Below are 23,353 nucleotides of genomic sequence, written 5' to 3' on the forward strand. Positions count from 1 at the left end.
AATGAGTATTACACAAGCGATAATTGCACACATGACGGCCATGACGATTGCTTTACTAATTGACCGAATCATAGGCGACCCCGAAAATTGGCCGCATCCCGTTCGCTGGTTTGGCAAGTGGATTTATTGGATGGATTCCAGATTAAATAAAGGTGTAGGAAAACGATTCAAAGGATTGCTTCTTGTGATAAGTATGGCTGTGCTAGCAGGAGTTGTTCCCTTTTTGTTCCTCCATGCTTTGTACGGAGTTGATTTTATAGCAGGTGTTTTAGTAGAGGGCGTAATGATTGCGACTACTATATCCACTCGTTCTTTAAGCGAAGCTGCTTATAAGGTACAAAAGCCGCTTCAGCTAGGAGATATGGAGAAAGCTAGATATGAAGTAAGTATGATTGTGGGACGAGATACAGATCGTTTGTCAGAAGGAGAAATTGCCAGAGCGACGGTAGAGACCGTGGCTGAAAATACAAGTGATGGTATTACAGCTCCGCTTTTTTATGCATTTATAGGAGGAGGAGCCCTAGCCTTTTTTTACCGAGCTATTAACACATGTGATTCGATGGTTGGGTACAAAAATGACCGCTACTTTCTGTTCGGCTACTTTAGTGCAAAAACCGATGACGTATTAAACTATATTCCAAGTCGGCTAACTGCAGTAGTGATGACGGCTGTTAATGTAGTAAAAAGCCAGTATTCTCTTGGGCATGTAACGAGTTTGATTAAGCGTGATGCTAAGAAGCATCCAAGCCCAAATAGCGGATACGGGGAAAGCGCAGTGGCTGCTCTTTTAGGTATTCAACTCGGCGGGCTTAATACATATAAAGGCATAGAATCTAATCGTGCAAAAATGGGTGAACCACTCATTCCCCTGCAAGCCGGTCATATTGAACAAGCTGTTTTCATTATGAAAAGGACGGTCTATGCTACGTGGTTATTATATCTTTTGTTAGGAGGAGTTATTAGTGCTATTACCTACACATGGAGCTAATCCTAATGTCTTTTTAAAAGCAATAGGGGCCGAGAATTTATCGCATATAAAAGACTTTAGCGTGAATACAAATCCTTTAGGGGCTCCCCTTGTGCTTCACGAAAAGTGGAACGAATTCAAGGATGCAGCGTTTAGTTATCCTGATCCTCAAGTAACAGAGCTGAAAAATAAACTTGCAGCTCATCATCATGTTTCAGCTGCTCAAGTGCTGCCTACAAATGGCGCCGCTGAAGCGTTTTTCCTTATTGCTTCGTTATTTTCAGGAGAGAAAGCAGGGATTGTACAGCCGACCTTCGTTGAATATGAACAGGCAAGTAAAGCTTATGGATGTGAAGTGACATACGTTCCTTTAGCTGAAGAAAATGGCTGGAGCTGGGATATAGAGTTGATTATGAGTATTCTTCCGGACATAAAAATACTGTGGATTTGCCATCCAAATAATCCAACGGGTGTTATGTATAGTCATGAGGAATGGATGAAAGTAGTAAAAGCTGCTGCTCATCATGGTACATACTTAATAATTGATGAGGCATTCATTGATTTTGTCGAACATCAGCCTTCATCTGATTCTCTTATTCTGGATTATGAGCATATCATTGTGGTGCGTTCCATGACAAAGATGTTTAATATTGCCGGGCTTCGTCTTGGCTATATTTTGGCAAATGAAAAAATCATTAGCAAGATGTCTAAAAAGCAGCCTCCTTGGAGTGTAAATGGATTGTCGCAGCAAGTAGGAATGATATGTGTGGATGAAAAAGATTTTGTGAAAAAAACCGTACATTATATTAAACAAGAACGGGAACGGATCTTGAGTCAACTAAAGGAATGGGGGCTTTTGGTTTCTCCTTCTCAAACAAACTATTATCTTTGCAGCGTTCCGTCTTCTATTAAAACGCGCGAATGGCTTGTCTATTTAGCAAGCCATGGCGTGGTAGCTCGTCATACTGAAAACTTTCCATTTTTAAATGGACGCTATATCCGTTTGGCCGTGAAAACGAAAGAAGAAAATGACTATTTACTTAAAGTAATCAAACAAGGACTCGATGAAATATGATCATCTTTATTAGCGGAGGCGTTCGAAGCGGAAAATCACGTGGAGCGGAGAATATGGTTCAAACTTTTTGTGCAAAGCGCGCTGTTTATATTGCCACAAGCAGGCAAACAGATAAGGAAATGCAAAAACGCATCCAGCTTCATCAAAAAGAACGCCAAGCAGCGAACACGCCTTGGGTAACGATCGAACAGTCTGTAAATTTACAACAAATTTTGCCAAATCTTCAAAGTGATGATGCTATACTTTTGGATTGTGTCACGAATTGGCTTGCCAATGAGCTTTTTTTAACAGAAAGAAGGTGGCAAACAAAAGAAGGGAAACAAGCGGTTTTTCTTCATATGATAGAAACGCTCGATAAGCTGTTTGCGCAGTCTCAGACGGTTGTGCTAGTATCTAATGAACTGTTTGAAGCGGGCGTATTAGAAGAGCCCACATATAGCTATATGAAGATGTTAGGGAAATTACATCAGTATATTGTAGAAAAAGCAGATGTGGCTATTTGTGTAGAAGCGGGAATTTATCGTTTTAAAAAAGGAAAGGAATGTGTAGATATATGAAAGAATGGATAGCTATACTACGAATTTCTCTCCAGTTTTTTACGATCTTACCACTGGCTAAAACCGTTCAATGGACTGAAAAAAGAACGGCACGCTCACTTTTTGTGCTGCCTTGGATTGGTATGTTACTAGGCTTGATGTTTTATAGCTTTTTACAGCTGCTTCAATCTTCACCTATCACTACGATTGTTGATAGTATTTTAGTTTTGCTTTTACCGCTTGTTTTAACGGGTGGCCTTCATTTAGACGGCTGGATGGACGTAAGCGATGCGTATTTTTCTCATCAGTCAAAGGAAAAAAAACTGCAGATTTTAAGTGATCCGCACGTTGGGTCTTTTGCTATTCTTTCTCTTATGGTTCTGCTGCTGCTGCGTTTTAGTGCGATCTATGAATTAGTGTCTCTTTCTTCTTTATCAATTTGGGCATGCTTAATTGTCTTTACGCTTCCAAGAATTGGAGCAGCCTTTTTGTTGCTGAGAGATAAGCCCGCTAAAGAGACGGGTCTGGCTGCATATTTTCAAAAAGGAGTCACCAAACGGTCTATTTACGGATTTATCATCATGAGCCTATTCTTAGTTGCTATTTTCGTTATTTTTATGAACAATAAATTCATTATTCTTTTCTTTGCCGGTTTTCTATGGCTCTGGATACGATTTTATCGTTCGCAGTTTGGTGGCGTAACAGGAGATGTTATAGGGGCAACCATTGAAGGAGGAGAAACGCTTTTATGGATAATTCTTTGGTTATCACATGTATTCGTCACGGCATGACGCTTGAAAATCAACAGAAAAAATATATAGGGTGGAGTGATCCGCCTTTAAGTATAGAAGGGAAAAATGAATTGAAAGAGCTTTTTTTAGAACCTCAGCTCGTTATTTCCAGTGACTTAAAAAGAGCGCTAGAAACAAGTGCAGTTGTTTTTCCAAAATCTCAGGTGGTTAAAAGTAAAAATTGGCGTGAGCTGCATTTTGGAGATTGGGAAGAGAAGACGTATGAAGATTTAAAAAACATACGGGCGTATAGAAATTGGATTGATCACTGGACAGAACATACGCCTCCGAATGGTGAAAGCTTCTCAAGCTTTTCAAACCGAATTTGGGCAGCGTGGGAAGAAGCGGTCGATTTGGCGGCCAGTCAGCAATTGCGTCACATTGCTATTGTTTCACACGGCGGACCGCTGCGTTTACTTGCATCCCACTTTAAACAGACAGCGTCGCTTTGGGATGTTTCTTTTTCTTATGGAGAAGGTTTTTCAGTAGCGTGTACATACAAACAGGCAAAGGAGAGAAGAGCATGCATTTCGTATTCGGCGGTGCATTTACCGGCAAAAGAAAATGGGTGAAGCAGCATTATGCCAGTGAGTTGGTAAAATGGCATTGTTTGTATGAAAACCCTGTTTTACCAGCGCTTGAGTTCGAAGAAAGTTACATAGTGCTAGAAGGATTTGAGCACTATGTTAAGGAATTAATACATAGCGAGCTGGAGTCTCCGCACCTTGTTGTTAAAAAGTTAATACAGAAGTGGAGAGACAGCGGTGTATGGGAAAAGTTAATAGTGATTGGAACTGAAGTCGGCAAAGGGATTGTTCCTTTAGATCCAACAGAGCGGCAGTGGAGAGATGAATGCGGGTATGCGTATCAGCATTTAGCGGCATATGCCCGGAAAGTAGATCACATTTGGTACGGAATTGCTAATCGATTGAAGGAGGAAATATAATGAACATTTACACAAAAACAGGGGACAAAGGGCAGACAAGCTTAATTGGAGGACGAGTAAATAAAGATGATATTCGAGTGGAAGCATACGGTACGATTGATGAGCTAAATGGCTTTGTAGGTCAAGCGATTTATCAGCTGGATGAAACAACATTAAAAGATGTAAAAGAAGAGCTAATTACGATTCAACATGAGCTTTTTGACTGTGGAAGTGATTTAGCATTTGCAAAAGATGATCATCCGTACAAAGTAACAAACGACATGATATCAGTACTTGAAAAGCGCATTGATGTCTATATGTCAGAAGCGCCGGCCATTGAGCGTTTTATTTTACCTGGAGGCACACCTGCAGCGACAACGCTTCATATTTGCCGGACGATTACACGCCGCGCAGAACGGCTTGTTGTTGGCGTGCAGCGTGAGTATAAAATTAATGCGGCGGTGCTTCAGTATTTAAATCGTTTATCCGATTATTTCTTTGCTGCGGCTCGAATCGCTAACGCGCGAGAAAATGTACAAGATGTAGAATATATTCGCAGTGCCAAAGTATTTAAACAGCCTAAAAAATAAGGTATAAAAAACGGTCGAGCTGAAAGCGATCGTTTTTTTTAATGAGCTATTTCGATAGGCAAAATAAAGCTATAAAAAAGAGGTAAATGCATCTATAATGATAAGAGACAGAGAGATAAAGAAAAGAGGTTGAGAAATGAATCAAGATTCTAAACGAGCAGGTATTGTTTATACAGCCAGCGCTTACGTTATGTGGGGGCTTTTTCCGCTTTACTGGAAGCTTCTTGGCGAGGTGAATGCGAATGAAATACTCGCTCACCGTGTCATATGGTCATTTGTTTTTATGCTTTTACTTTTGCTTGTGACAAAGCAAATGAGTGCTTTAAAGAAGACGCTTGGTTTATTATTTCGTAATACGAAACAAGCGGTCATTTTATTTGTGGCTTCAGTGCTGATCAGCATCAACTGGTTCGTTTACATTTGGGCGGTTAACCATAATCATATTATTGAAACAAGTTTAGGTTACTACATCAACCCGCTCGTTAGTATTTTACTTGGTATAGTCGTTTTAAAAGAGAAGCTTAATTTTTGGCAGGGTGCTTCTGTTGGATTAGCTGCTATAGGTGTTATCGTTATGACAGTTACATACGGGCATATCCCATGGGTATCATTAAGCTTAGCGTTTAGCTTTGGTTTGTACGGTCTTGTAAAAAAGACTATTCAATTAGAAGCAAAAGTAGGATTAACGATTGAAACGATGATGGTTGCACCTATTGCAGTTATTTATTTTATTTTTCTTTTAGTGAAAGGATCTTCAAGTTTTTCCCTTCAGTCGCTTGATCTGAGTGCTCTTTTAATTGGAGGCGGTGTTGCTACAGCTATGCCACTATTATATTTCGCTAAAGGGGCCCCGCTTATTCCGCTATCGATGGTCGGTTTTTTACAGTACATTGCTCCTACCATGACGCTTTTATTAGGGGTATTCGTGTATCATGAACCGTTTTCTAGCGTAGAGATGATTGCCTTTTTGTTCATTTGGGGCGGATCGGTTATGTTCATTTTATCTAAAACTAAGTTCATGAGTTCTCATCAGCCGAAATTCTTTAAAGGGCGCTCAGCTTAACGGACAAAAAAGCGGATATCCTTAGATATGCGCTTTTTTGTCTGCCGTAAAGAAATAAAAACGGAGACGGGAAAGTCACCGTATGTATACTTTATAGCTTCCGCTTGAAATGAGCGTTCAACTGACCTTGAAGCATTTGGTTTTTTACTTCTTTCATTTTTCTCGCTTCATCTTTTTTGGCCAGTTCTGTGCGTATTTCACTCGTTTGAACTCCTTCTTCTATGCGATCGGCAATATCCATTAATCGTTCGACGTCTGAAAACGAATATTTCCGGATACCCGTATTGGTTCGGTCCGGAAAGAGCAGGCTTCTTTTCTCGTAGTAGCGAATTTGCCTTTCTGATAAACCGGTTAATTCTTTTACAATCCCAATAGACATGACTTTTTTATCTCGATATGACGCTTCATTCGTAGACAATCTCCCTCACCCCTGAGTACGTAGTAGTATGTTATTATTATAAAGGAAAAAAATACAAAAATTTATAACATGTAATACATTCTAACATATATATGTTATATTTTTGAATTACTATGTGAGAAAAAGTGACATAAATAATGAAATAGGGAAAAGAGTCCTATAAACTAATGATTAACTCGATCCCAAGTGGTTAACCATGCAGGATAAAGCTTTGTGGTTAACCACTTGCTTTCAAAATGATGAATAGAAAATAAATGTGAGAATATACATAAATTCTAAAAGGGAAGGGCGTTTTAAATGGCTGTGCAACAATTGAAAAAAGAAGAGATTATTGAGCTGGCAAAAGAAATTATTGAACTTGATTTGAAAAGAGATGAAAAATTTGAAGAGTTGACAGAGTTAGCTGGAAATCGTGCATATGAAATTTTGCGCAGAGTACAAAATGCCTGTTTATAAGTAATAAAAAAAATCCCGCTCTAGGCGGGATTTTTAATTGGACTGCTGTTCAAGATTAAATAATTCTTGTTTCATCTTAGTGTGGTCGAGGTTTTCCCCTATAAAGACAAGAGTGGTGGGCAGCTTCATCATTTCTTTCATATATAGAGGCATGCCGTATGAATATTGAAACGAATACGTATCATCCGAATGAGTAAAGCGCATATAGCCTTTAATACGATAGATGGTATCTGGCATTTGGCGCAGCCAATTTTCAAATAATTCAAGATCCACTTTTTTTGTAAACTCATATACAAATGTTTTCAAATGAAGATGATCTTCAACATGAGCCTTATGGTGCGGCTGTTTTTGAGACAGCTGAGCTCTTTGAATCACGTCAAGCTTCACGCGGGAAAATGTCGTTAATAATGTTATTGCACGAGCGTTAATTGATTGAACCTCAAAAAGCAGGGAAGACTTTTCTGCCTCAGACAGCATGTCCGTTTTATTTAATAAAATTACATCCCCATGTTTTACTTGTTCTTGAAGAAGTTTTTGAAGTTGAATGCTTAAGGACCCACGTTCTTTCCACCTTGTTGCATCGAGTGTGGTGATAATACTTTTAATCGTGACTTGATGCGCAAAAAGAGGAGACATACAGGCATCCAACACTTCAATGGGATGTGCAACTCCGGTTGTTTCTATATAGATAGCATCCAATGTGTTCTCCTGTAGAAGTGAATGAAGCTGAGTTTCAAATTGACCTTGAATAGTACAGCACACGCAGCCGTTTAGCAATTCTTTTAACGGCGTGTCTTTTTCTACTTCATTTGAGTCAATCGAAACTTGGCCAAGCTCATTCATCACAACAGCAATGTTGCGATTACGATCTTTTTCTTGCTGAAGCAGCTGTTTAAGTAACGTTGTTTTTCCACTGCCTAAAAATCCAGATAAAATGTAGATTTCTGTTTTCATTTCAGTCTCTCCTATGTAAATAACATTGTTTAAATCGAAACTTTTCCGATTACGGATTGGTAAATAGTATATCCAAGAGGGGATAAATATCTATGCGTAAATTTTTATGCTTTTTTGTATTCATTATAACAACTTTAAAAGCGCTATGGCTATCTTTTATAAAAAACTCAAAATACAATGAAATAAGAATATTATAAAATTTCAAACTAGCTGTGCTACAATAAAAGAAAAAGAAAAAGGGGAGCAAAAGTTATGCGAATATTAGTTTTAGGCGCAGGCGGCGTTGGAGGTTATTTTGGAGGCAGGCTTGTGGAAAAAGGAGAGGATGTTACTTTTCTTGTTAGAGAACGCAGAAAAAAAGAGCTGGAACAAAATGGACTTGTTATCAAGAGCATACACGGTGACTTCACTTCACCTGTACAAGCTATTACAAAATCTGAGATGAAAGAGCCTTATGATGTTATTTTGTTCACAACTAAGGCTTATCATCTTAAACAAGCAATTGAGGATGTGCGTCCTTTTGTAGGGAATCAGACAGTTGTCGTACCTTTGTTAAACGGTATGGCTCACGTCGTTCCTTTACAAGAAGCTTTTGGGGAAGAAAAAGTCATTGGAGGACTGTGTTTTATTGAAACAACTTTAAACAAAGATGGAGATGTCGTCCAGACGAGTCCCGCTCACAGACTTGTATTCGGTGAATTTAAGCAGAAGGAAACAGAAAGATTACAACTGATTGAGCAAGCGTTCAGTGTTACAAAAGCTTCGTTTGTAAAAAGTTCATATATTGAACAGGATATGTGGCATAAGTATTTATTTATTACGGTTATGTCAGGCATGACCACTCTTATGCGCGCACCTGTTGGCCCAGTGCTAGCGGCAAAAGGAGGGCGTCAATTCGTACAAGAGCTTTTTAAAGAAGTTGAAAATATTATGATGGCATACGATGCACCATTAGCTGAAGGGATTATTGAACAGCATATGAATACGATGGACAAAATGACGTATGACATGAAGTCATCGATGCAGCGTGATATGGAAAAAAGTTTTCAAATTGAAGGAGACCACCTTCAAGGATATTTGTTGACATTAGCTGAAAAATCGTCTATACACGTACCCCTTCTTCAAACTGTGTATACGCATCTAAAAGTGTATGAAGAAATGTTAAAAGGTTATCAAAAATAATGACAGCGAAAATTGATTTAGCAGTCATGCAGGTACTGCAGAAGCTGCTAAGTACAGCAGAAATAGGACAATTGCCTTCCGCTCCCGGCATTTATTTTTTCTTTGATAAACCCGGCAGGCTTTTGTATATCGGAACAACGACGGGCTCTCTATTAGAAAGAGTAAGAGCTCACGTTGCAGGAAAAGGCGTTAGCAACACAAAAAAATTCCACAAAGAAATTTATGCTGTTGGATATATTGAAGTTCATGGATTAAAAAAAGAATTAGATATGCTGAGAACGATGCTTGTAAATGGTTATTTTCCAAAATACAATAAACAAGATGTAAAAAGAGAAAATGAATACGACATTTACACCGTTCACGGCAGAGTCCTCAGGGATACAGGAGTTGATAAGAAAAAAGTCTCCAAGCGAAAAACGGTGCTAAAGCCAACGTTAAAAGAGATAGAGATTCGTCAAGAAAACAGCGATATTACATATGCACGAGTCGCAAATATGAATGCTGAAGATCGAGTGAAAAAATTGTGGTCTTGTCAAGAAGCAGGAGCGCAGCTACATCTTCCGGAGTCGAAAGTGTTAGCAATAAGTGACCGGCTCTTAAAAGAGCAGTATACATTTCAGCGAGATATGAAAAAGAATATGATGTTTACGATGCGGGATTTAGTTGTTATTCAAGTGTTGTTAAATTTAAATCCGACCCATGATTTGAAAAAACGAGAAATAAAGGAAGCCATCAGTTTAGTGCGTAAATTTGGCATAGAAGAAGCTCTTCGCATCTCTGAAAAATTACTCAAAACGTAATAAAATCCATGATCATTGTGATCATGGATTTTATCATTTATCATTCACACTTAAGCTAATTCTTCAATAACTTTTGGTAGAGCCATAATGGAAATAACGCAAAGTGAACTGACAACTTGATGCATTTCAAAAATGGCAATGATGAATAACATCAGTGATATATATAATTGAAGGCCTTTTAATCCCCACGGCTTGCGATCGAAAAAAAAGTCGCTAAGTACAAATACAAAGAAAATGAGCGAACTGAACAAAATAATCATGGATGTAGACATGGAACGATCATAAGCAATGATAAATAACAAAGCGAGAAGCGACACAACAGATATAACTTTTAATGTTTTAATCATCGTGTTTTTATTCACTTTTTTCACCTTCAGTTGTAGGATTGATCTTTCATCCTCATTTTATAGGATAGTCAAAAGTTCTAAAAGTCAAACGAATAAATCATAACAACAATTTAACATCTTTATACTACATTTACATTGAGAGAAAAAAATGGGCGTGTTTTGAGCTTTGTGCGCTTCATTGACGCGTGCAAAGAACAAGTGCTATAGTATGTTTGCTCTAAAAGCTAAAGGAGCAAAGTTTTCAAAGGACGTGACTATGTGAACGAAACACTATTAGTAATTGATGGATTTAATTTATTAAGCCGCTGTTATTTTGCTACTTCTTATGGCAGAGATGAAGCAGCGTTGACAAGAAACAGTAAGGGCCAATTTACAAATGCCCTGAGAGTAACGATTCAAAAAATGCATGCATTGATTCACCAATATGAGCCAAGCCATATTTTTGTCGCTTGGGATGTTAAGCGTGAGGATACAAAACGTAAAGATACATACGCCCTATATAAGCAAACAAGAGCAGAGCTCCCTGAGCCGCTGATTCAGCAGTACGAAACGTTAAAACAATTTTTTGACACAGTAGGCATTTATCAAATGTCATTGTCTTCTTATGAAGCAGATGATTTAATTGGAGCACTTGCAAGCAAGTGGAGTAAGGAAAAGCAAAGTCCAGGGTACATCTATAGCAATGACCGAGACTTGCTTCAGCTTCTAGATCCACATATTTCGCAAATTATTGCCAAAAAGCAGGTTGGCGATCTTGTTTATGGCTTTAAGCACTTTCAAGAAGAATACAATATTCATCCTCGTCAATGGGTGGACGTAAAAGCATTGCTTGGTGATAAATCTGACAATATTCCGGGCGTTCCTGGTGTAGGAGAAAAAGCCGCACTGCCTCTTATTCAACAATATGGCTCTATCCATGAAATTTATGCACAAATTGAACAATTAGATCCAGCTTTTAATCGTTACAAAAAAAAGCTGGTCGAAGGAAAAGAACTAGGTATGCTTAGTCGTGAACTCGCTGAGATTATTATAGACATTCAAGAAATCAGTATGTTGACTTGGGATAAATTAACATTTATGTATGATTATGAACGATGGAATAAAGAAATTCAAAGTCTAGAACTAAACATTAGGATTCGCTCATGATTTTTAGTACAATACAATTTATGAACATGAGAAAGGAGTAACAAGCGTGCAACCAATTCATAAAGAAACAGTCCAAAAAAAAATACAAACATTTTTAAATAAAGACGTATATGTACACCTTGAAACGACAAACGGTGCATATGCTTCACACGTAAATGAAAAAGTAATGACAGTTGGGGCTTTTATTCGCAATGGTAAAGTCACTATTTCAAACGGAAAGATAACTGGAGAAGGTCCTTATCGTGTAGGTCTTCAAATTGATTTAGGATGGATTTATGCAGAGGGATTAACAGATTGGGAAATTGATGAAGAAGGCCGACTTCTTCTAGCTGGGCATGACTTTGAAGGTCGTTTAGCAGTTGCCCTTCAATTAAGTGAACATCCGTTTTCATAACAGACAAGAGAGGAGAATAGAACATGGAAGAAAGATTATTAATTGTATTTCCGCATCCTGACGATGAAGCATATGGAGCAGCAGGAATGATCACGCAAGCTAGACAAAAAGGAACGCCCGTTACATATGCCTGTGTTACGCTAGGTGAAATGGGACGAAATATGGGTAGACCGCTGTTTGCTAACCGTGAAACTTTACCTCAAATCCGAAAAAAAGAACTTTTAGATTTAGCGAACGTTTTAGATATTCAAGACTTGCGTATGCTAGGGCTTCGTGATAAAACGCTGGAATTTCTTGATATTGATGTTTTTGCAGATAAAATTGAAGAAATCATTAACGATGTAAAGCCGACTCACATTTTAACGCATTACCCTGGCTTTGCGGTACACCCTGATCATAATGCTACGGGTGCAGCTACGATTCAAGCGGTAAAACGTATGCCAAAAGAAAAGCGTCCCGTTGTTTGGTGTCATGCGTTTTCAAAAGATCGTATTGAACATATTGGAGAACCAGATGTTATTTTTGATGTAACAGCGATGAAAGATAAAAAAATTGAAGCGTTAAAAGCCCATCGTTCTCAAACAGAAGGAATGATGAACGCAATTGACTTCGATCGCTTATCTGACTATCCGCAAATGGAACGTTTATTAACTAGAGAAGAATTCTGGACGTATAACTGGGAGTAACAGATGAAAAAACAGCGAATTTTATTTATTGGAGCAGGACGAATGGCTGAAGCTGTAGCGGCTGGTTTGGTTACGAGCAGCGCTGACAGTATTGAGGCAGTGGTGATGTCAAACAACGGAGATATTGAGCGGTTACAGCGTGTTGAAACAACGTACGGCGTACAAACGACGCAAAATTGGCGCCAAGAAGTTGACAATTCGGATGTTATTATTTTAGCGATGCCTCCCGAGGCCCATCCTTCCGTGCTCAAGGAACTTTCGACTCATTTAAATCAACAATTTGTCGTAACGTTAGCGGCAGGAATTGGTCCGAGTTACTTAGAAAGTCATCTTCCGCAGGATACGCCTGTCGCTTGGATTATGCCAAATACAGCTGCTATGATTGGACAATCGATGTCACTGTATACACTTGGAACTTCTGCCACAAAAGAGCATAAAGAAGTGCTTCAAATGATTTTAAAAGGAATTGGTGAAGCGCATGAGTGTTCAGAGAAAGAAGTACATGAGCTAACGGCTGTAACTGGCAGTGCACCGGCATTTTTATATTATTTTGCAGAATCGTTAATTGATGCAACTACTGCTTACGGTGTGGACGAAAAAACAGCCAAAGATTTAGTTATTCAAATGATGTATGGCTCTGTACAAATGTTGCATGAAACCAAAGATCCTGCGTCTTTAAGAGAGCAGGTAACAACTCCAGGCGGCGCTACTGCCGAAGGGTTAAAAGTGATGAAAGAACAAGACTTTTCCTTAATAATAAAGCAGGCAATTGAAGCAACGAATAAAAAAGCAATGGGTGGAAGCTAAAAAAGCTCGTACAACCATATGTTAGCTGAAAAATCCGAACTATAGTTCAGCATTCTTTCATTAGAATGTTGAATCAGTTCGGATTTTTTAATGAATAGACTTCCTTAACATAAATATAGTCCTCTTTAGAACTGTTTTTTCTCTATGTCCCAAGCTTTTTTAGTCATCAACAAACCGCTTTTTCGTATCAGAAGTTGGGAGCATGCAGTGCTGCTGTTTGCCAAACCACTTATATCGGTTGCGAGCGATCCAGTTGTATACTATATCTCGAATAGGTGCAGGAATGATAATGAAAGCATATAAAAATTTAACGGGTCCATCTAAGCGCTTGGCGATTTTTAAAGCAGCCGTTGATTTTACATATCTTTGGTTTCCATGAATATATACAATGCTGTCTAATTGCTCAGGAAGTAAGCCGTGAGAGGCTAGCTGCTGCTTTCCGAAATCTGATTGAAGAGAAGCGAAAGAAAACAAAGCTTGCTCATCATGTTTAATAATATATTGAACACTGCTATTACATAAATTACATATACCATCAAAAAGAATTAAATGTTTCATTGGACAATTTCGCTCCTATTCCATAAAAAAAGTATAATTACTTGTCATTTTTGAAAAATAAAGGTACTTTTAAAAGATGTGAAAGTGATCCGAATTCAAAGGTAATTCGATTATATAATAAGGACTCATAAGAGTTAAAGGAGAAGGGTATGAAAGAGCAAAACGACGTTGTCTTATACAATAGAATAAAAGAACGAGACAAAAAAGCCCTTGAACTGCTGTATGACAAGTATGAGCGAATTCTTTATTCGTTTGTATACCGGTTAACAAATAGCTCTGATATTGCTGAAGAAGCTGTTCAAGAAGTATTTATTAAGCTGTGGAGAGGAAAGGGAGTTTACAGCGATGGAAAAGGGAAGTTTTCATCATGGCTGTTTACGATTACAAGAAATACCGCGATTGATATTGTGAGAAAAAGAAAAACCGATCCTATTTTCTCAGAAGAGATTTTTGATTTTATTGAAGATGATCATCCTCAGATTGACGAGCAGCTTCAGTGGAAAGAAGAACAGCAGAGAGTACGGCACGCTGTATCAAAATTGTCTGAAGACCAAAAAAAGATTATTCAATCCGTTTATTTTAAGGGATTAACGCAGCAAAAAGTAGCAGAAGAGCAGCAAATCCCATTAGGAACAGTAAAGGGTAGGGTGCGATTAGCGTTGCGGAAATTAAAAACATATTTAGGTACTGATGCAGAAGGGAGAGCTGATTCATGAGTATGTGCAATAAACTAATTGATTACTATAATGATCAGTTGACTTCCCATGAGAAAAAAGAGTTTGAAATGCATTTGAAAAACTGTCAAAGCTGTCAAGAAGAACTAAGAGAACTGGAGGAAGTTCTTGGAGATCTAACGTATTTGACACCAGAACAATCTCCTCCGCCAGAAATGAAACAGCGAATACTTGCGAATGTATTCGAAGAAGATCAAGGGGAGACAAAGAGAGAACCAATAGCTTTAAAAAATGAAAAACAACATGCTGAGTCTAAGAAATCAAATAAAAAATCCATCATTATTGGATTAGCTGCGGCACTTCTTTTATCCCTTGCAGGAAACAGCTACTTTCTGTTGAAAGATGAAGACAAAGGCAAACAAGAACCAAATGTTTCGGTTGCTCCTCAAAACGAACCTCTTACATCTGAAAAAACAATGAAGCTGCAGGCAGAGCCGAACGTTTCTGGCGAAGCAACAGCATCTCTTACGAAAAAAGGTGGAAATTTAAATGTGGTCATTCAAGCGAATAACTTGAAAAACGTAAAGGGGAATGAAGTCTATCAGGTGTGGCTCATAAAAGGTGATAAGCCTCATCCGGCAGGTGCTTTTGTAACAGATAAAAATGGAAACGGGACAGTGGTCTATACGATGAGCCAAAAAGAACAGACTGAAAAGTGGGATGTTATGGCGATTACTTTAGAACCGAATGCGAATAATAAGACGCCAAAAGGAAACATTGTGTTAAGTTCAGCGCTCTAACAAAAACCCTTCTGCTAACAGAAGGGTTTTTGTTACGTACAGTTAATCATCTTCAAATTGTATGGCAATGGTTTGATCATTTTCTATCTTATTCAGTCGAATTTCCAATAATCCATTTTTGTACTTAGCGCGAACTGGTTCGTCTGTGTAGTGAAAAGGAAGTTTGACCGTGCGAGAAAATATGCCTGTATGGCGTTCGTTGAGCTTTAACTTTTGTTTAGATGCTTCATAAGCATAAGGAACGTTTCCTTCAACTGTTAATATATTTGCGTCCAACTTGATTTGAATGTCGTTAGTTGAATGCAGTCCAGGAACCTCAACGACGATAATGCCTTCTTTATCGGTTTCATATAAGTCGACGTTTGGAAATCGCTTGGGCAAGATGTGATTTAAATCGCTCCAAAAGTGATTTCCAAGCATATCTTCTACCTTATGCTGAATCGAACCCCAATCAATCTCTTCATATTTTTTACTCAAAGGAACCCCTCCTTATATTCACGTAAATTCCTTCTATATATATGAAAAAAAGAAAATTCAATGCCTGCTTATAAAGAATGAGAAAAACACGTAAATAAGTGAAAAAATGTGAGAAAAAAAAGAGATTTTGAGTGAAAAAGAAGGATTATGTAGAATAAAAAAAGTATAATTACGTATAGAGCTTTCTATTATCCTGAATGAAAGCAAGTATGTGAAGGAGGAAGTTGAGATGAGAGAAAAGCGTACATCCAGTGGTTTTCTATTAAAACAACGTGCTTTCTTAAAATTATATATGATTACTATGACAGAACAAGAGCGTCTGTATGGCCTTCGGTTATTAGATGTGTTAAGAGATGAATTTCGACCTTTTGGGTTCAAACCTAATCATTCTGAAGTATACAAAGCTCTTCATGACTTGATTGAAGACGGTGTCCTCAAACAGGTGAAGCGTAAAAAAGAAGGAATGAAGCTTCAAGAAGTGGTTTATTATACATTTACAAATGAGGGAGAAGAGAAAGCTAAATTATATAAAAAACAATTAAAAGTAGAGCTGGAGCGGTGTGAAGCTATGATTCAAAAAGCTATTCGTGACAACTTCGGGTCCAAATGAACGTGTCTTTAGTTAGAAAAGACACGTTTTTTCTATAGCTGATTTTGTCGTCTTATGTCGGAATAAAAGTTATAAAATGGGTACAAAGTAGTGTAAAAGATGGATATATAGTTATATTATGGATAAAATACACACTTTTAACATATATGGATGAATTCGATTTTAAAGATTATGCACTATTCATAAATAGTGTACGAATTGATATGATACAAAGTGTATATAAATCTATTTAATGCGTTATTTGCCATATTTTAAGAACTTATAAACCGTTATCAGACCATCATTGAAGCATTTTGGTTTTAGCAACTCTGACGAATTTGACTAGATTTGTATCGAGAAGATATTATTTGTTTACTATGAAAGGAATGGATTTTATGAAGTCTACAGGAATTGTAAGAAAAGTAGATGAATTGGGTCGCGTAGTAATTCCTATTGAATTGCGCCGTATTTTAAATATCAACACAGGTGATCCAGTAGAAATATATGTTGATGAAGATATTATTATTTTACAAAAGTATAGCCCGTATGGTGCTTGCTTAGTAACTGGGGAAATTACGCGTGAAAACTTAACCTTTGGGAATGGAAACGTTGTGTTAAGTAAAAAAGGTGCGGAACAGCTTTTACAAGAGTTAGAGCGTACCTTAAATAAATAAGAAGTTTTAGTATAAGGAAGAATATCAATCCGTCTTTAAACTAAAAAAGAACGTTCTTTTGAGAACGTTCTTTTTTTGATTAAGCCGTTCGAGAAGATTTATTCTCCTCTAGCAGCTGCTTTTTTTGTATTTTTATCAAACGATACGCAAGTCCTGTTGCTCCTGCAGCAAGCCCCGCAATTAGTCCAATCCAATAGCCAAACGCCTGCAAATCGGTGTATTTTGCTAAAACAATGCCTAAAGGTAGACCAATTACCCAATAAGATACCAAGGACATTAAAAAGGTAACATTTACATCCTTATATCCTCGCAGAGCGCCTTGAATAGGAGCTTGAAGAGCATCAGAAAGCTGAAAGAAAATTGCATAAATCAAAAAATGAGAAGTTAATGCAAGTACATCTGCATCTTTTGTATACAAAGAAGCTACTGATTCTCGAAGAGTAAATAAAAGACCTGCGCAAACAAAAGCCATGCCAACAGCGATAGTTACACCGATCCTGCTATAGCTTCTTGCATCTTGATGACGCTTAGCACCCGCTTCAAATCCCACAACAATCGTTAAAGCCATAGAAATACTCAGCGGAATCATATAGAGAAATGAGGCAAAATTAATAGCTGCTTGGTGAGAAGCGATTGTAATGGTATTATACGAGCTCATAAACAGCGTGACGGCTGAAAAAATACTTGTTTCGAAAAAGACCGAAAAACCGATAGGTAAACCAATTTTTAATATTTCTTTCCAAGTAGAAAAAGAGATACGGTGAAATCTTTTAAATAAATCGAAGTTAGAAAAAGGTTCTTTTTTATGAATAATTACAATGGATACAATGAGTATGCACCAATACGTAACGGCAGTTGCATAACCAGAGCCTACTCCACCCAAGTGGGGGAAGCCCAGCTTACCGAAGATTAATACATAGTTTAAAGCTACATTAACCGGAAGCCCTAAAATGGTGATAAGCATAGACGTACGAGTTTGCCCTAAAGCATCAATAAAGTTTCGTAAAACCGTATAAATAAAAAGCGGAATAATACCAAAAGATAAAGCAATTAAATACTGTTTGGCAATGCGCATTACGTTTGCTTCTAAATTCATCCCTTTTAAAATAGGATCAACAACAAAAAAACCGATTAAAATAATAACAACGGCCATTAAAATGGACACATAAAGCCCTTGAATGACGGAGAACGGAACCTTTTTCTTTTGATTAGCTCCGACAAGCTGTGCAACAATTGGCGTAATAGACATTAAAATCCCGCTTAGCCCTGTAAAAACAGGTACCCATAAGCTTGAACCAATTGCTACCCCTGCCAAGTCATCTGCACTTACCCTTCCTGACATCATCGTATCAAAAAAAGTCATTGAAAACATTCCAAACTGGGTGACCAATATCGGAAATAAAATAAAAACGAACTGCTTAACTTTTTGAGATGTTGAAAACGTTTGTTGCATTAAAAAACCCCCAATTTGAAAACATTTACACCAAAAAGCATTATATCACGCCGTGGCTTGTTTTTGCTAAGAGTTCTGACAATAAATTCAAAGAATGTATCCATAAAACGCAGCGATTTAAAAGGAATAAAAAGGTAAAACAGTATATGATTTTAATTTTGACATGCAGTGAGCTATGATAGAAAGTATAGTAATTATCATTTAACGTGGAGGGATACGTGTGGATTTACAGTTGCAAAGTAAAAATGTACTTATTACCGGCGGGTCAAAAGGAATTGGGAAGGCTATTGCTGCTTTGTTTATTCAAGAAGGAGCAAATGTTGGAATTGCGGCAAGAGGAGAGGAAGCGTTACAGGATGCACAGTCAGAATTAGAAAACGTGCGTACATATACAGCAGACCTAACAAACGAATCAGACAGAGTTGCATTAATTGAGAAGTTCATTAGCGACTTCGGAAGCATTGATATTTTAATTAATAACGCTGGAGGAAGTAATGGAAGCACTGCGATGGAAACAGATTTATCCCTTTTCAAAGAAGCGATGGAGCTTAACTACTTTTCAGCTGTCCACTTGAGCAAGCTAGCAGCGGCGCATATGACAAAAGATGCGGCAATCGTTAATGTTACGTCTATTTTCGGAAGGGAAAGTGGAGGGAAAGTCACGTACAATAACGCCAAAGCAGCGCTTATCAGCTTTACAAAGTCGTTTGCAGATGAAATGATTTCTAAAGGAATTCGTGTAAATGGAGTAGCGCCGGGAAGCATTTTGCATGAAACGGGTAATTGGAAAAAAAGAATGGATGAAAATCCGGAAAAGATTAAGCAGTTTGTTGAAAATGAAATACCAGCAGGGCGCTTTGGAGAGCCGGAAGAAGTGGCAAACGCCGTTGTTTTTTTAGCATCGTCTCAAGCTTCATGGATAGTGGGTGCGACGTTAAACGTAGACGGTGGACAGTCAAAAATGAACTTTTAAAAAAAGTGCAGGAATTTCCTGCACTTTTTCATTATCCAATATCTTTTTGCATACGAGGAATCTGAAAATCTTCATTAATTGCGTCCGCTGTAAGCTGACCTGATAATGTCACCATTGGCACGCCGCCTCCAGGGTGTGTAGAGCCGCCCACAAAATAAAGGTTAGAAAGAAGCTGACTTCTTGCCGGAATTTTAAAACCTCCATTTTTCTTACGATCAGTTGCTACGCCATAAATGGACCCGCCGTTAGCACCGTAAAGCTCTTGGATATCATTGGGAGTAAACGTATATTCAAACTCAATGCTTGAACGTAAGTCTTCTAATCCCATTGCCTCAAGCTTTTTCAATACGACATCACGGTAGCGGTCTTTTAATGCAGCCCAGTCGTCGCCTTCTTTTAAAGGAGGTACATGAGTAAGAACGAACAGGTTTTCTTTTCCTTCAGGAGCTTGCGTAGGGTCTGATTTAGACGATACGCCAATGTAAATTGTCGGATCCATGGCTACTTGACCTTTGTTAAAGATTGTATCAAACTCTTCTTTCTGATCCTTTGAGAAGAAGAAATTATGATGTTGAAGCTGCTTGTACTGTTTGTTAACCCCTAATAAAAGAACAAGGCCAGAAACAGTAGGTTCAAATTTTGCAAGCTGCTGAGTTTGTTTAGCTGCTTGCGCATGATTTTTTAATAAATAGCGGTAAGTTGGAATTGCTTCTAGATTAGATACCACAATATCTGCTGATAGATTCTCGCCATTTTCTAGTGTAATTCCAGTTGCCTTTGCTCCGCTTGTTGTGATTTCTTTTACCGGCGTATTTAGATGTACAGTGACGCCAAGTTCTTGAAGGAGCTTATCCATCGCTTCAGCAATTTTGTACATTCCGCCTTTTACGTAATAAATACCTAATCCTAGCTGAACGTGAGCAAGCTGTGTTAATACAGCCGGTGCATGATAAGGAGAAGAGCCGATGTACATAATTAAAAAATTAAACAATTGACGCAAATGTTTGTTTGAAAAATATTTGCGTGTAGTAGCATCCATAGATCTCATTGGATCCATTTGAAGCAGTTCTTTTACCGTGTGCATCGTTCGTAAATCGTGCAGTCCAGATAAACTTTTTTTATAAAAACTTTTTAAGTTCGATTCGTACATTTTATTTGCATAAGATAAATAGTCAAAAAAACCTTCAATGTCTTCTGGAGCAAGTTCTTGAAGCTGCTGAAGCATGCGAGGAAGGTCACTGGTCAAATCAATTTGTGTTCCATCTTGGAAAAAAGTTCTCCACTGAGGCTCAATTCGTTCTATTGTCAAGTAGTCGTGGATATTGCGGCCTGCACTGTCAAACAGCTGCTCTAGCACCCAAGGCATTGTTAAAATAGAAGGTCCCGTATCGAAAGAAAACCCTTTGCCGCTGCGAATATTTAACTTACCGCCAATTCGCTCGCTTTTTTCAACGACTGTTACATCATATCCATCAGCTGACAGACGAATAGCAGCTGACAGACCACCTAAACCTGCGCCTACAACAATTACTTTCTTTTTCATCTTTTTCCTCCTTATAAAACAAAAGCGAGTTGTCAACAATGTGTATAAAATGACTTCACGCAAAATAAAAATAGGTCTACAACTTTTTATTTTGTCCAGTTCGCTAATTTTCATACGTGAAGGAAAGGAGAAAAGGATGTCTTTTTTACTGGTTGCTCTTGTCTTGACAGGTACGCTTGTCATCACTATCCCTACATTTAAACGTGTAAAAATAGTAAGAAACGATATGTCATGTTTGTCCATTATTATTCCAGCTAGAAATGAAGAAAGAAACCTTACCTTTTTATTGCAGTCACTCCAGTTACGGAACGCTGACTTTGAAGTGATTGTTGTAGATGACAACTCAACAGATAATACTGAGAGGGTAGCCAAAGCATTTGGCGTAAAAGTAGTGCACTCTGGCGCACTTCCAGCTGGGTGGCTAGGAAAGTCATGGGCATGCTGGAATGGAGCACGAGAAGCAAAAGGCTCGGTGCTTTTGTTTTTAGATGCTGATATTACAGTAGAGAAAGACGGAATTGAAAAAGTATTTTTCTATTATCAACAGCAAGGGGGCGTGCTGTCGGTTCATCCTTATCATCTTGTTAAGAGGCCTTATGAAATGTTTTCTGCTTTATTTCACTATGTTACGTTTGCATCGATTGGCGCGTTTCACCCCTTTAAAAATTGGAAAAGTCCTTCTGTCGGTTTCGGGCAGTGCTTGCTTTGCAGCGCAGCCTCCTACTTTCAAAGCGGAGGCCACGAAGGGATAAAAAAAGAAGTGGTTGAAAATATGGCGCTGGTTGAGAAAATGAACAATCAAGGTGAATTTATTACGTGTATGAGTGGACAGGGAGCTCTTTCCATGCGCATGTATCCAAATGGTATGAAAAGCCTTATAAGAGGGTGGAGTAAAAGTTTCGCTTCAGGTGCGGGGAAAACGGAAGCCATTTATTTATTTCTAGTAAGTTTGTGGCTTACTAGCATGATTAATTATGTCCTTTTTTTACCTACTCTATGGAATCAACATGCAGGCTTGGCAATTAGCAGCTATGTTTGCTATGTAAGTCTCTTATTTAATAGCTTAAGAAAAATAGGTTCGTTTACTTTTTTTTCTTTGTGCTTATTTCCTATTCATGTGCTGTTTTTTCTGGGTCTATTCGTATGGTCTTTCATCCAAACAGCAGTGAGAAAGCAAGTTAAATGGAAAGAACGCAGCATATCTATAGAAGAAGAAAAAAAGAAGAAAGTGATAAAATGACAGGTGCTCAGCTCTTAATTAATATCATGGCATGGTTTGTGATTCACATGTTGATCGCCTACAGATGCACAAAAATTTCTCCCTTTTATTTAAAGAAGGACCTTGCGCTGTTTAAGGTTCAAACCTGGGAAACAGTTGGGATATATAAAAAATTCGGGGTACACCGATGGAAAACGTGGCTTCCTGATGGAGGAAAGCTATTTAAACGAGGGTTTTATAAAAAGAAATGGGAGAGTAGAACGAAGGAATATGCACAGCTTTTTTTAATTGAAACAAATCGAGCAGAGTTAACTCATTGGATCAGCATACTTCCTTCTATTCTTTTTTTTATATGGAACTCTCCTTCTATAGGTGTTTGGATGGTTATTTATGCGATTGTTGCAAACGTACCGTTTATTTTGGTTCAACGATATAATCGAATACGAATTCATCAAGTCGTTTTGAAACTCAAACGAAATTAATTCACGTGCCTTTGGCTCCGAGTAGGGGCCTCGGTTTTTATTTTTTTCTCCTTATTCGAAGACAATAACTTCTTGGATAAAAGAAAAAAAGAAGCAAAGGCGATATAAATACTAAAAAAGACTAAAAACCCCCATAAACCTGCTATGGCATCATCAAATTCCATATTGCCCCGGGTGGTAATTCCTTGCTGAATTTCAATGGCAAAAACTAAGACAAGCATAACGGTAAGGGTATAGATAAAAGAAATAGCTGTAATACTAAATTTCCACTTTGACAATAATTTAAAGATCATATAAACGCTTAAAAACGTGAGCAGTCCAATAATACCAATAATCCAGAAGTGAAGTTCTTTATCTGAAAGAGAAAATCCTAGTAAATAAAAAATATAAATTAATCCGTCGTGCAATACATTAATAATATTTGTAATGAAAACAATACATTCTTTCATTTTTTCTCCTTTATAAAAATGTAAGACGTTTAAACTTCTAGGTATACAAGCATGCATAGCCCGTACTAATTCCAATTTTATATAAAAATGCACTTTCTAGATCAGATGTTAAAGAGATCTGAAATTTCAAATAATATTTATAATTTATATTATAAACAAAAAGGTAAAAAAATAAAAATTTTCGATGCAAACTGACACATTTTTTTCAAATTTAAAGAAAGAAATAACTCAAAATATGTGGTTTACTGTAGAAAGAAAAGAAAATAAGAGGTATTGATATAACAAATATTCACAAGTGCTTTTATGCATTCTCTTGTAAAGGAGA

Annotated in this window: 30 protein-coding genes; 22 read left to right on the forward strand and 8 right to left on the reverse strand. The window is 37.7% G+C overall.

The features are described 5' to 3' along the window. Position 1 precedes the first annotated feature (1 nt). The 8 genes from cbiB (at position 2) to rarD (ending at position 5,947) form a co-directional block, all read left to right on the forward strand. Entirely contained in the window at positions 2-988 is a 987-nt protein-coding gene (cbiB, locus tag MKY06_RS10235) for an adenosylcobinamide-phosphate synthase CbiB (RefSeq protein WP_098278111.1), read from the forward strand. Then, complete coding sequence (gene cobD, locus MKY06_RS10240; RefSeq protein ID WP_098278110.1) at positions 963-2,042, forward strand: threonine-phosphate decarboxylase CobD; 1,080 nt, start codon at positions 963-965, stop codon at positions 2,040-2,042. Before cbiB ends, cobD begins: the two co-directional genes overlap by 26 nt. Beyond that, the gene (locus tag MKY06_RS10245; RefSeq protein WP_098278109.1) at positions 2,039-2,599 is read left to right on the forward strand and encodes a bifunctional adenosylcobinamide kinase/adenosylcobinamide-phosphate guanylyltransferase; all 561 of its coding nucleotides are present in this window, start codon (positions 2,039-2,041) and stop codon (positions 2,597-2,599) included. Before cobD ends, MKY06_RS10245 begins: the two co-directional genes overlap by 4 nt. After that, the gene (gene cobS / locus MKY06_RS10250; RefSeq protein WP_098278108.1) at positions 2,596-3,369 is read left to right on the forward strand and encodes an adenosylcobinamide-GDP ribazoletransferase; all 774 of its coding nucleotides are present in this window, start codon (positions 2,596-2,598) and stop codon (positions 3,367-3,369) included. Before MKY06_RS10245 ends, cobS begins: the two co-directional genes overlap by 4 nt. Further along, positions 3,327-3,941, forward strand: a complete 615-nt coding sequence (locus MKY06_RS10255) for a histidine phosphatase family protein (RefSeq protein ID WP_013056703.1) — start codon at positions 3,327-3,329, stop codon at positions 3,939-3,941. The genes cobS and MKY06_RS10255 overlap by 43 nt, the downstream gene beginning before the upstream one ends. Further along, positions 3,893-4,315 (forward strand): bifunctional adenosylcobinamide kinase/adenosylcobinamide-phosphate guanylyltransferase, encoded by a 423-nt coding sequence (locus tag MKY06_RS10260; protein ID WP_013056704.1) that lies wholly within the window; start codon positions 3,893-3,895, stop codon positions 4,313-4,315. Before MKY06_RS10255 ends, MKY06_RS10260 begins: the two co-directional genes overlap by 49 nt. Further along, entirely contained in the window at positions 4,315-4,884 is a 570-nt protein-coding gene (locus MKY06_RS10265; RefSeq protein ID WP_013056705.1) for a cob(I)yrinic acid a,c-diamide adenosyltransferase, read from the forward strand. The genes MKY06_RS10260 and MKY06_RS10265 overlap by 1 nt, the downstream gene beginning before the upstream one ends. A 136-nt stretch (positions 4,885-5,020) precedes the next feature. Then, positions 5,021-5,947 carry an EamA family transporter RarD gene (gene rarD / locus MKY06_RS10270; RefSeq protein WP_013056706.1) on the forward strand — a complete coding sequence of 309 codons (927 nt, stop codon included), beginning with the start codon at positions 5,021-5,023 and terminating at the stop codon, positions 5,945-5,947. A gap of 91 nt (positions 5,948-6,038) precedes the next feature. Here the strand turns inward: rarD and MKY06_RS10275 are convergent, their stop codons facing one another. Then, entirely contained in the window at positions 6,039-6,365 is a 327-nt protein-coding gene (locus tag MKY06_RS10275; RefSeq protein ID WP_013082852.1) for a MerR family transcriptional regulator, read from the reverse strand. Between the two features lie 297 nt (positions 6,366-6,662). On the opposite strand from MKY06_RS10275, the gene MKY06_RS10280 reads away from it, so the two are divergent. Then, positions 6,663-6,821: a hypothetical protein gene (locus tag MKY06_RS10280; protein ID WP_013056708.1), complete on the forward strand. Its 159-nt coding sequence runs from the start codon at positions 6,663-6,665 to the stop codon at positions 6,819-6,821. A 33-nt stretch (positions 6,822-6,854) separates the two neighbouring features. Here MKY06_RS10280 and MKY06_RS10285 read toward each other — a convergent pair whose 3' ends face one another. Beyond that, entirely contained in the window at positions 6,855-7,775 is a 921-nt protein-coding gene (locus MKY06_RS10285; RefSeq protein WP_013056709.1) for a CobW family GTP-binding protein, read from the reverse strand. Positions 7,776-8,027: 252 nt separating this feature from the next. On the opposite strand from MKY06_RS10285, the gene panE reads away from it, so the two are divergent. Both panE and MKY06_RS10295 read left to right on the forward strand, forming a co-directional pair. Beyond that, complete coding sequence (gene panE / locus MKY06_RS10290; RefSeq protein WP_340960656.1) at positions 8,028-8,957, forward strand: 2-dehydropantoate 2-reductase; 930 nt, start codon at positions 8,028-8,030, stop codon at positions 8,955-8,957. Continuing rightward, positions 8,957-9,757 (forward strand): GIY-YIG nuclease family protein, encoded by an 801-nt coding sequence (locus tag MKY06_RS10295; RefSeq protein ID WP_013056711.1) that lies wholly within the window; start codon positions 8,957-8,959, stop codon positions 9,755-9,757. The genes panE and MKY06_RS10295 overlap by 1 nt, the downstream gene beginning before the upstream one ends. 50 nt (positions 9,758-9,807) lie before the next feature. On the opposite strand, the gene MKY06_RS10300 is transcribed toward MKY06_RS10295, so the two are convergent. Further along, complete coding sequence (locus MKY06_RS10300; RefSeq protein ID WP_223268915.1) at positions 9,808-10,119, reverse strand: hypothetical protein; 312 nt, start codon at positions 10,117-10,119, stop codon at positions 9,808-9,810. Positions 10,120-10,362: 243 nt separating this feature from the next. Between MKY06_RS10300 and MKY06_RS10305 the strand changes: the two genes are divergently transcribed. Genes MKY06_RS10305 through proC form a run of 4 tightly spaced genes read left to right on the forward strand, consistent with a single transcriptional unit; the run spans position 10,363 to position 13,137 of the window. Further along, positions 10,363-11,250, forward strand: coding sequence for a 5'-3' exonuclease (locus tag MKY06_RS10305; RefSeq protein ID WP_029321357.1), 888 nt, complete (start codon positions 10,363-10,365; stop codon positions 11,248-11,250). Between the two features lie 46 nt (positions 11,251-11,296). Further along, positions 11,297-11,644, forward strand: coding sequence for a YojF family protein (locus MKY06_RS10310; RefSeq protein WP_013056714.1), 348 nt, complete (start codon positions 11,297-11,299; stop codon positions 11,642-11,644). A 23-nt stretch (positions 11,645-11,667) separates the two neighbouring features. After that, a complete protein-coding gene (gene bshB2, locus MKY06_RS10315; RefSeq protein WP_013056715.1) occupies positions 11,668-12,330 on the forward strand; it encodes a bacillithiol biosynthesis deacetylase BshB2 in 663 nt (220 codons plus the stop codon). A 3-nt stretch (positions 12,331-12,333) separates the two neighbouring features. Next, positions 12,334-13,137 (forward strand): pyrroline-5-carboxylate reductase, encoded by an 804-nt coding sequence (proC, locus tag MKY06_RS10320; protein ID WP_029321359.1) that lies wholly within the window; start codon positions 12,334-12,336, stop codon positions 13,135-13,137. 159 nt (positions 13,138-13,296) lie between these two features. On the opposite strand, the gene MKY06_RS10325 is transcribed toward proC, so the two are convergent. Further along, positions 13,297-13,695: a thiol-disulfide oxidoreductase DCC family protein gene (locus MKY06_RS10325; RefSeq protein ID WP_013056717.1), complete on the reverse strand. Its 399-nt coding sequence runs from the start codon at positions 13,693-13,695 to the stop codon at positions 13,297-13,299. A gap of 149 nt (positions 13,696-13,844) precedes the next feature. Here MKY06_RS10325 and MKY06_RS10330 point away from each other — a divergent pair, with 149 nt between their 5' ends. Both MKY06_RS10330 and MKY06_RS10335 read left to right on the forward strand, forming a co-directional pair. Then, complete coding sequence (locus MKY06_RS10330; protein ID WP_013056718.1) at positions 13,845-14,411, forward strand: RNA polymerase sigma factor; 567 nt, start codon at positions 13,845-13,847, stop codon at positions 14,409-14,411. Continuing rightward, a complete protein-coding gene (locus tag MKY06_RS10335) occupies positions 14,408-15,169 on the forward strand; it encodes an anti-sigma factor (RefSeq protein WP_029321361.1) in 762 nt (253 codons plus the stop codon). The genes MKY06_RS10330 and MKY06_RS10335 overlap by 4 nt, the downstream gene beginning before the upstream one ends. Positions 15,170-15,211: 42 nt before the next feature. On the opposite strand, the gene MKY06_RS10340 is transcribed toward MKY06_RS10335, so the two are convergent. Beyond that, positions 15,212-15,646: an Hsp20/alpha crystallin family protein gene (locus MKY06_RS10340; protein ID WP_013056720.1), complete on the reverse strand. Its 435-nt coding sequence runs from the start codon at positions 15,644-15,646 to the stop codon at positions 15,212-15,214. Positions 15,647-15,875: 229 nt separating this feature from the next. On the opposite strand from MKY06_RS10340, the gene MKY06_RS10345 reads away from it, so the two are divergent. Further along, positions 15,876-16,256 (forward strand): helix-turn-helix transcriptional regulator, encoded by a 381-nt coding sequence (locus MKY06_RS10345; RefSeq protein ID WP_013056721.1) that lies wholly within the window; start codon positions 15,876-15,878, stop codon positions 16,254-16,256. A gap of 374 nt (positions 16,257-16,630) precedes the next feature. Then, complete coding sequence (locus tag MKY06_RS10350) at positions 16,631-16,909, forward strand: AbrB/MazE/SpoVT family DNA-binding domain-containing protein (protein WP_025752053.1); 279 nt, start codon at positions 16,631-16,633, stop codon at positions 16,907-16,909. A 79-nt stretch (positions 16,910-16,988) separates the two neighbouring features. Here the strand turns inward: MKY06_RS10350 and MKY06_RS10355 are convergent, their stop codons facing one another. Continuing rightward, the gene (locus tag MKY06_RS10355) at positions 16,989-18,362 is read right to left on the reverse strand and encodes an MATE family efflux transporter (RefSeq protein WP_029321363.1); all 1,374 of its coding nucleotides are present in this window, start codon (positions 18,360-18,362) and stop codon (positions 16,989-16,991) included. A 220-nt stretch (positions 18,363-18,582) separates the two neighbouring features. On the opposite strand from MKY06_RS10355, the gene MKY06_RS10360 reads away from it, so the two are divergent. Continuing rightward, positions 18,583-19,335, forward strand: a complete 753-nt coding sequence (locus MKY06_RS10360; RefSeq protein WP_013056724.1) for an SDR family NAD(P)-dependent oxidoreductase — start codon at positions 18,583-18,585, stop codon at positions 19,333-19,335. A 31-nt stretch (positions 19,336-19,366) separates the two neighbouring features. Here MKY06_RS10360 and MKY06_RS10365 read toward each other — a convergent pair whose 3' ends face one another. Then, the gene (locus MKY06_RS10365) at positions 19,367-20,878 is read right to left on the reverse strand and encodes a phytoene desaturase family protein (protein ID WP_029321365.1); all 1,512 of its coding nucleotides are present in this window, start codon (positions 20,876-20,878) and stop codon (positions 19,367-19,369) included. Between the two features lie 136 nt (positions 20,879-21,014). On the opposite strand from MKY06_RS10365, the gene MKY06_RS10370 reads away from it, so the two are divergent. Beyond that, positions 21,015-22,118 (forward strand): glycosyltransferase, encoded by a 1,104-nt coding sequence (locus tag MKY06_RS10370; protein ID WP_029321367.1) that lies wholly within the window; start codon positions 21,015-21,017, stop codon positions 22,116-22,118. Further along, complete coding sequence (locus MKY06_RS10375; protein WP_223268914.1) at positions 22,061-22,579, forward strand: glycosyl-4,4'-diaponeurosporenoate acyltransferase CrtO family protein; 519 nt, start codon at positions 22,061-22,063, stop codon at positions 22,577-22,579. The genes MKY06_RS10370 and MKY06_RS10375 overlap by 58 nt, the downstream gene beginning before the upstream one ends. Here MKY06_RS10375 and MKY06_RS10380 read toward each other — a convergent pair. Further along, a complete protein-coding gene (locus MKY06_RS10380) occupies positions 22,576-23,028 on the reverse strand; it encodes a hypothetical protein (protein ID WP_013056728.1) in 453 nt (150 codons plus the stop codon). The two genes, MKY06_RS10375 and MKY06_RS10380, sit on opposite strands and share 4 nt — an antisense overlap. Positions 23,029-23,353 lie beyond the last annotated feature (325 nt).

The sequence above is a fragment of the Priestia sp. FSL P4-0332 genome (genome assembly GCF_038005845.1).
In the GTDB taxonomy this organism is placed as follows: Bacteria; Bacillota; Bacilli; order Bacillales; family Bacillaceae_H; genus Priestia.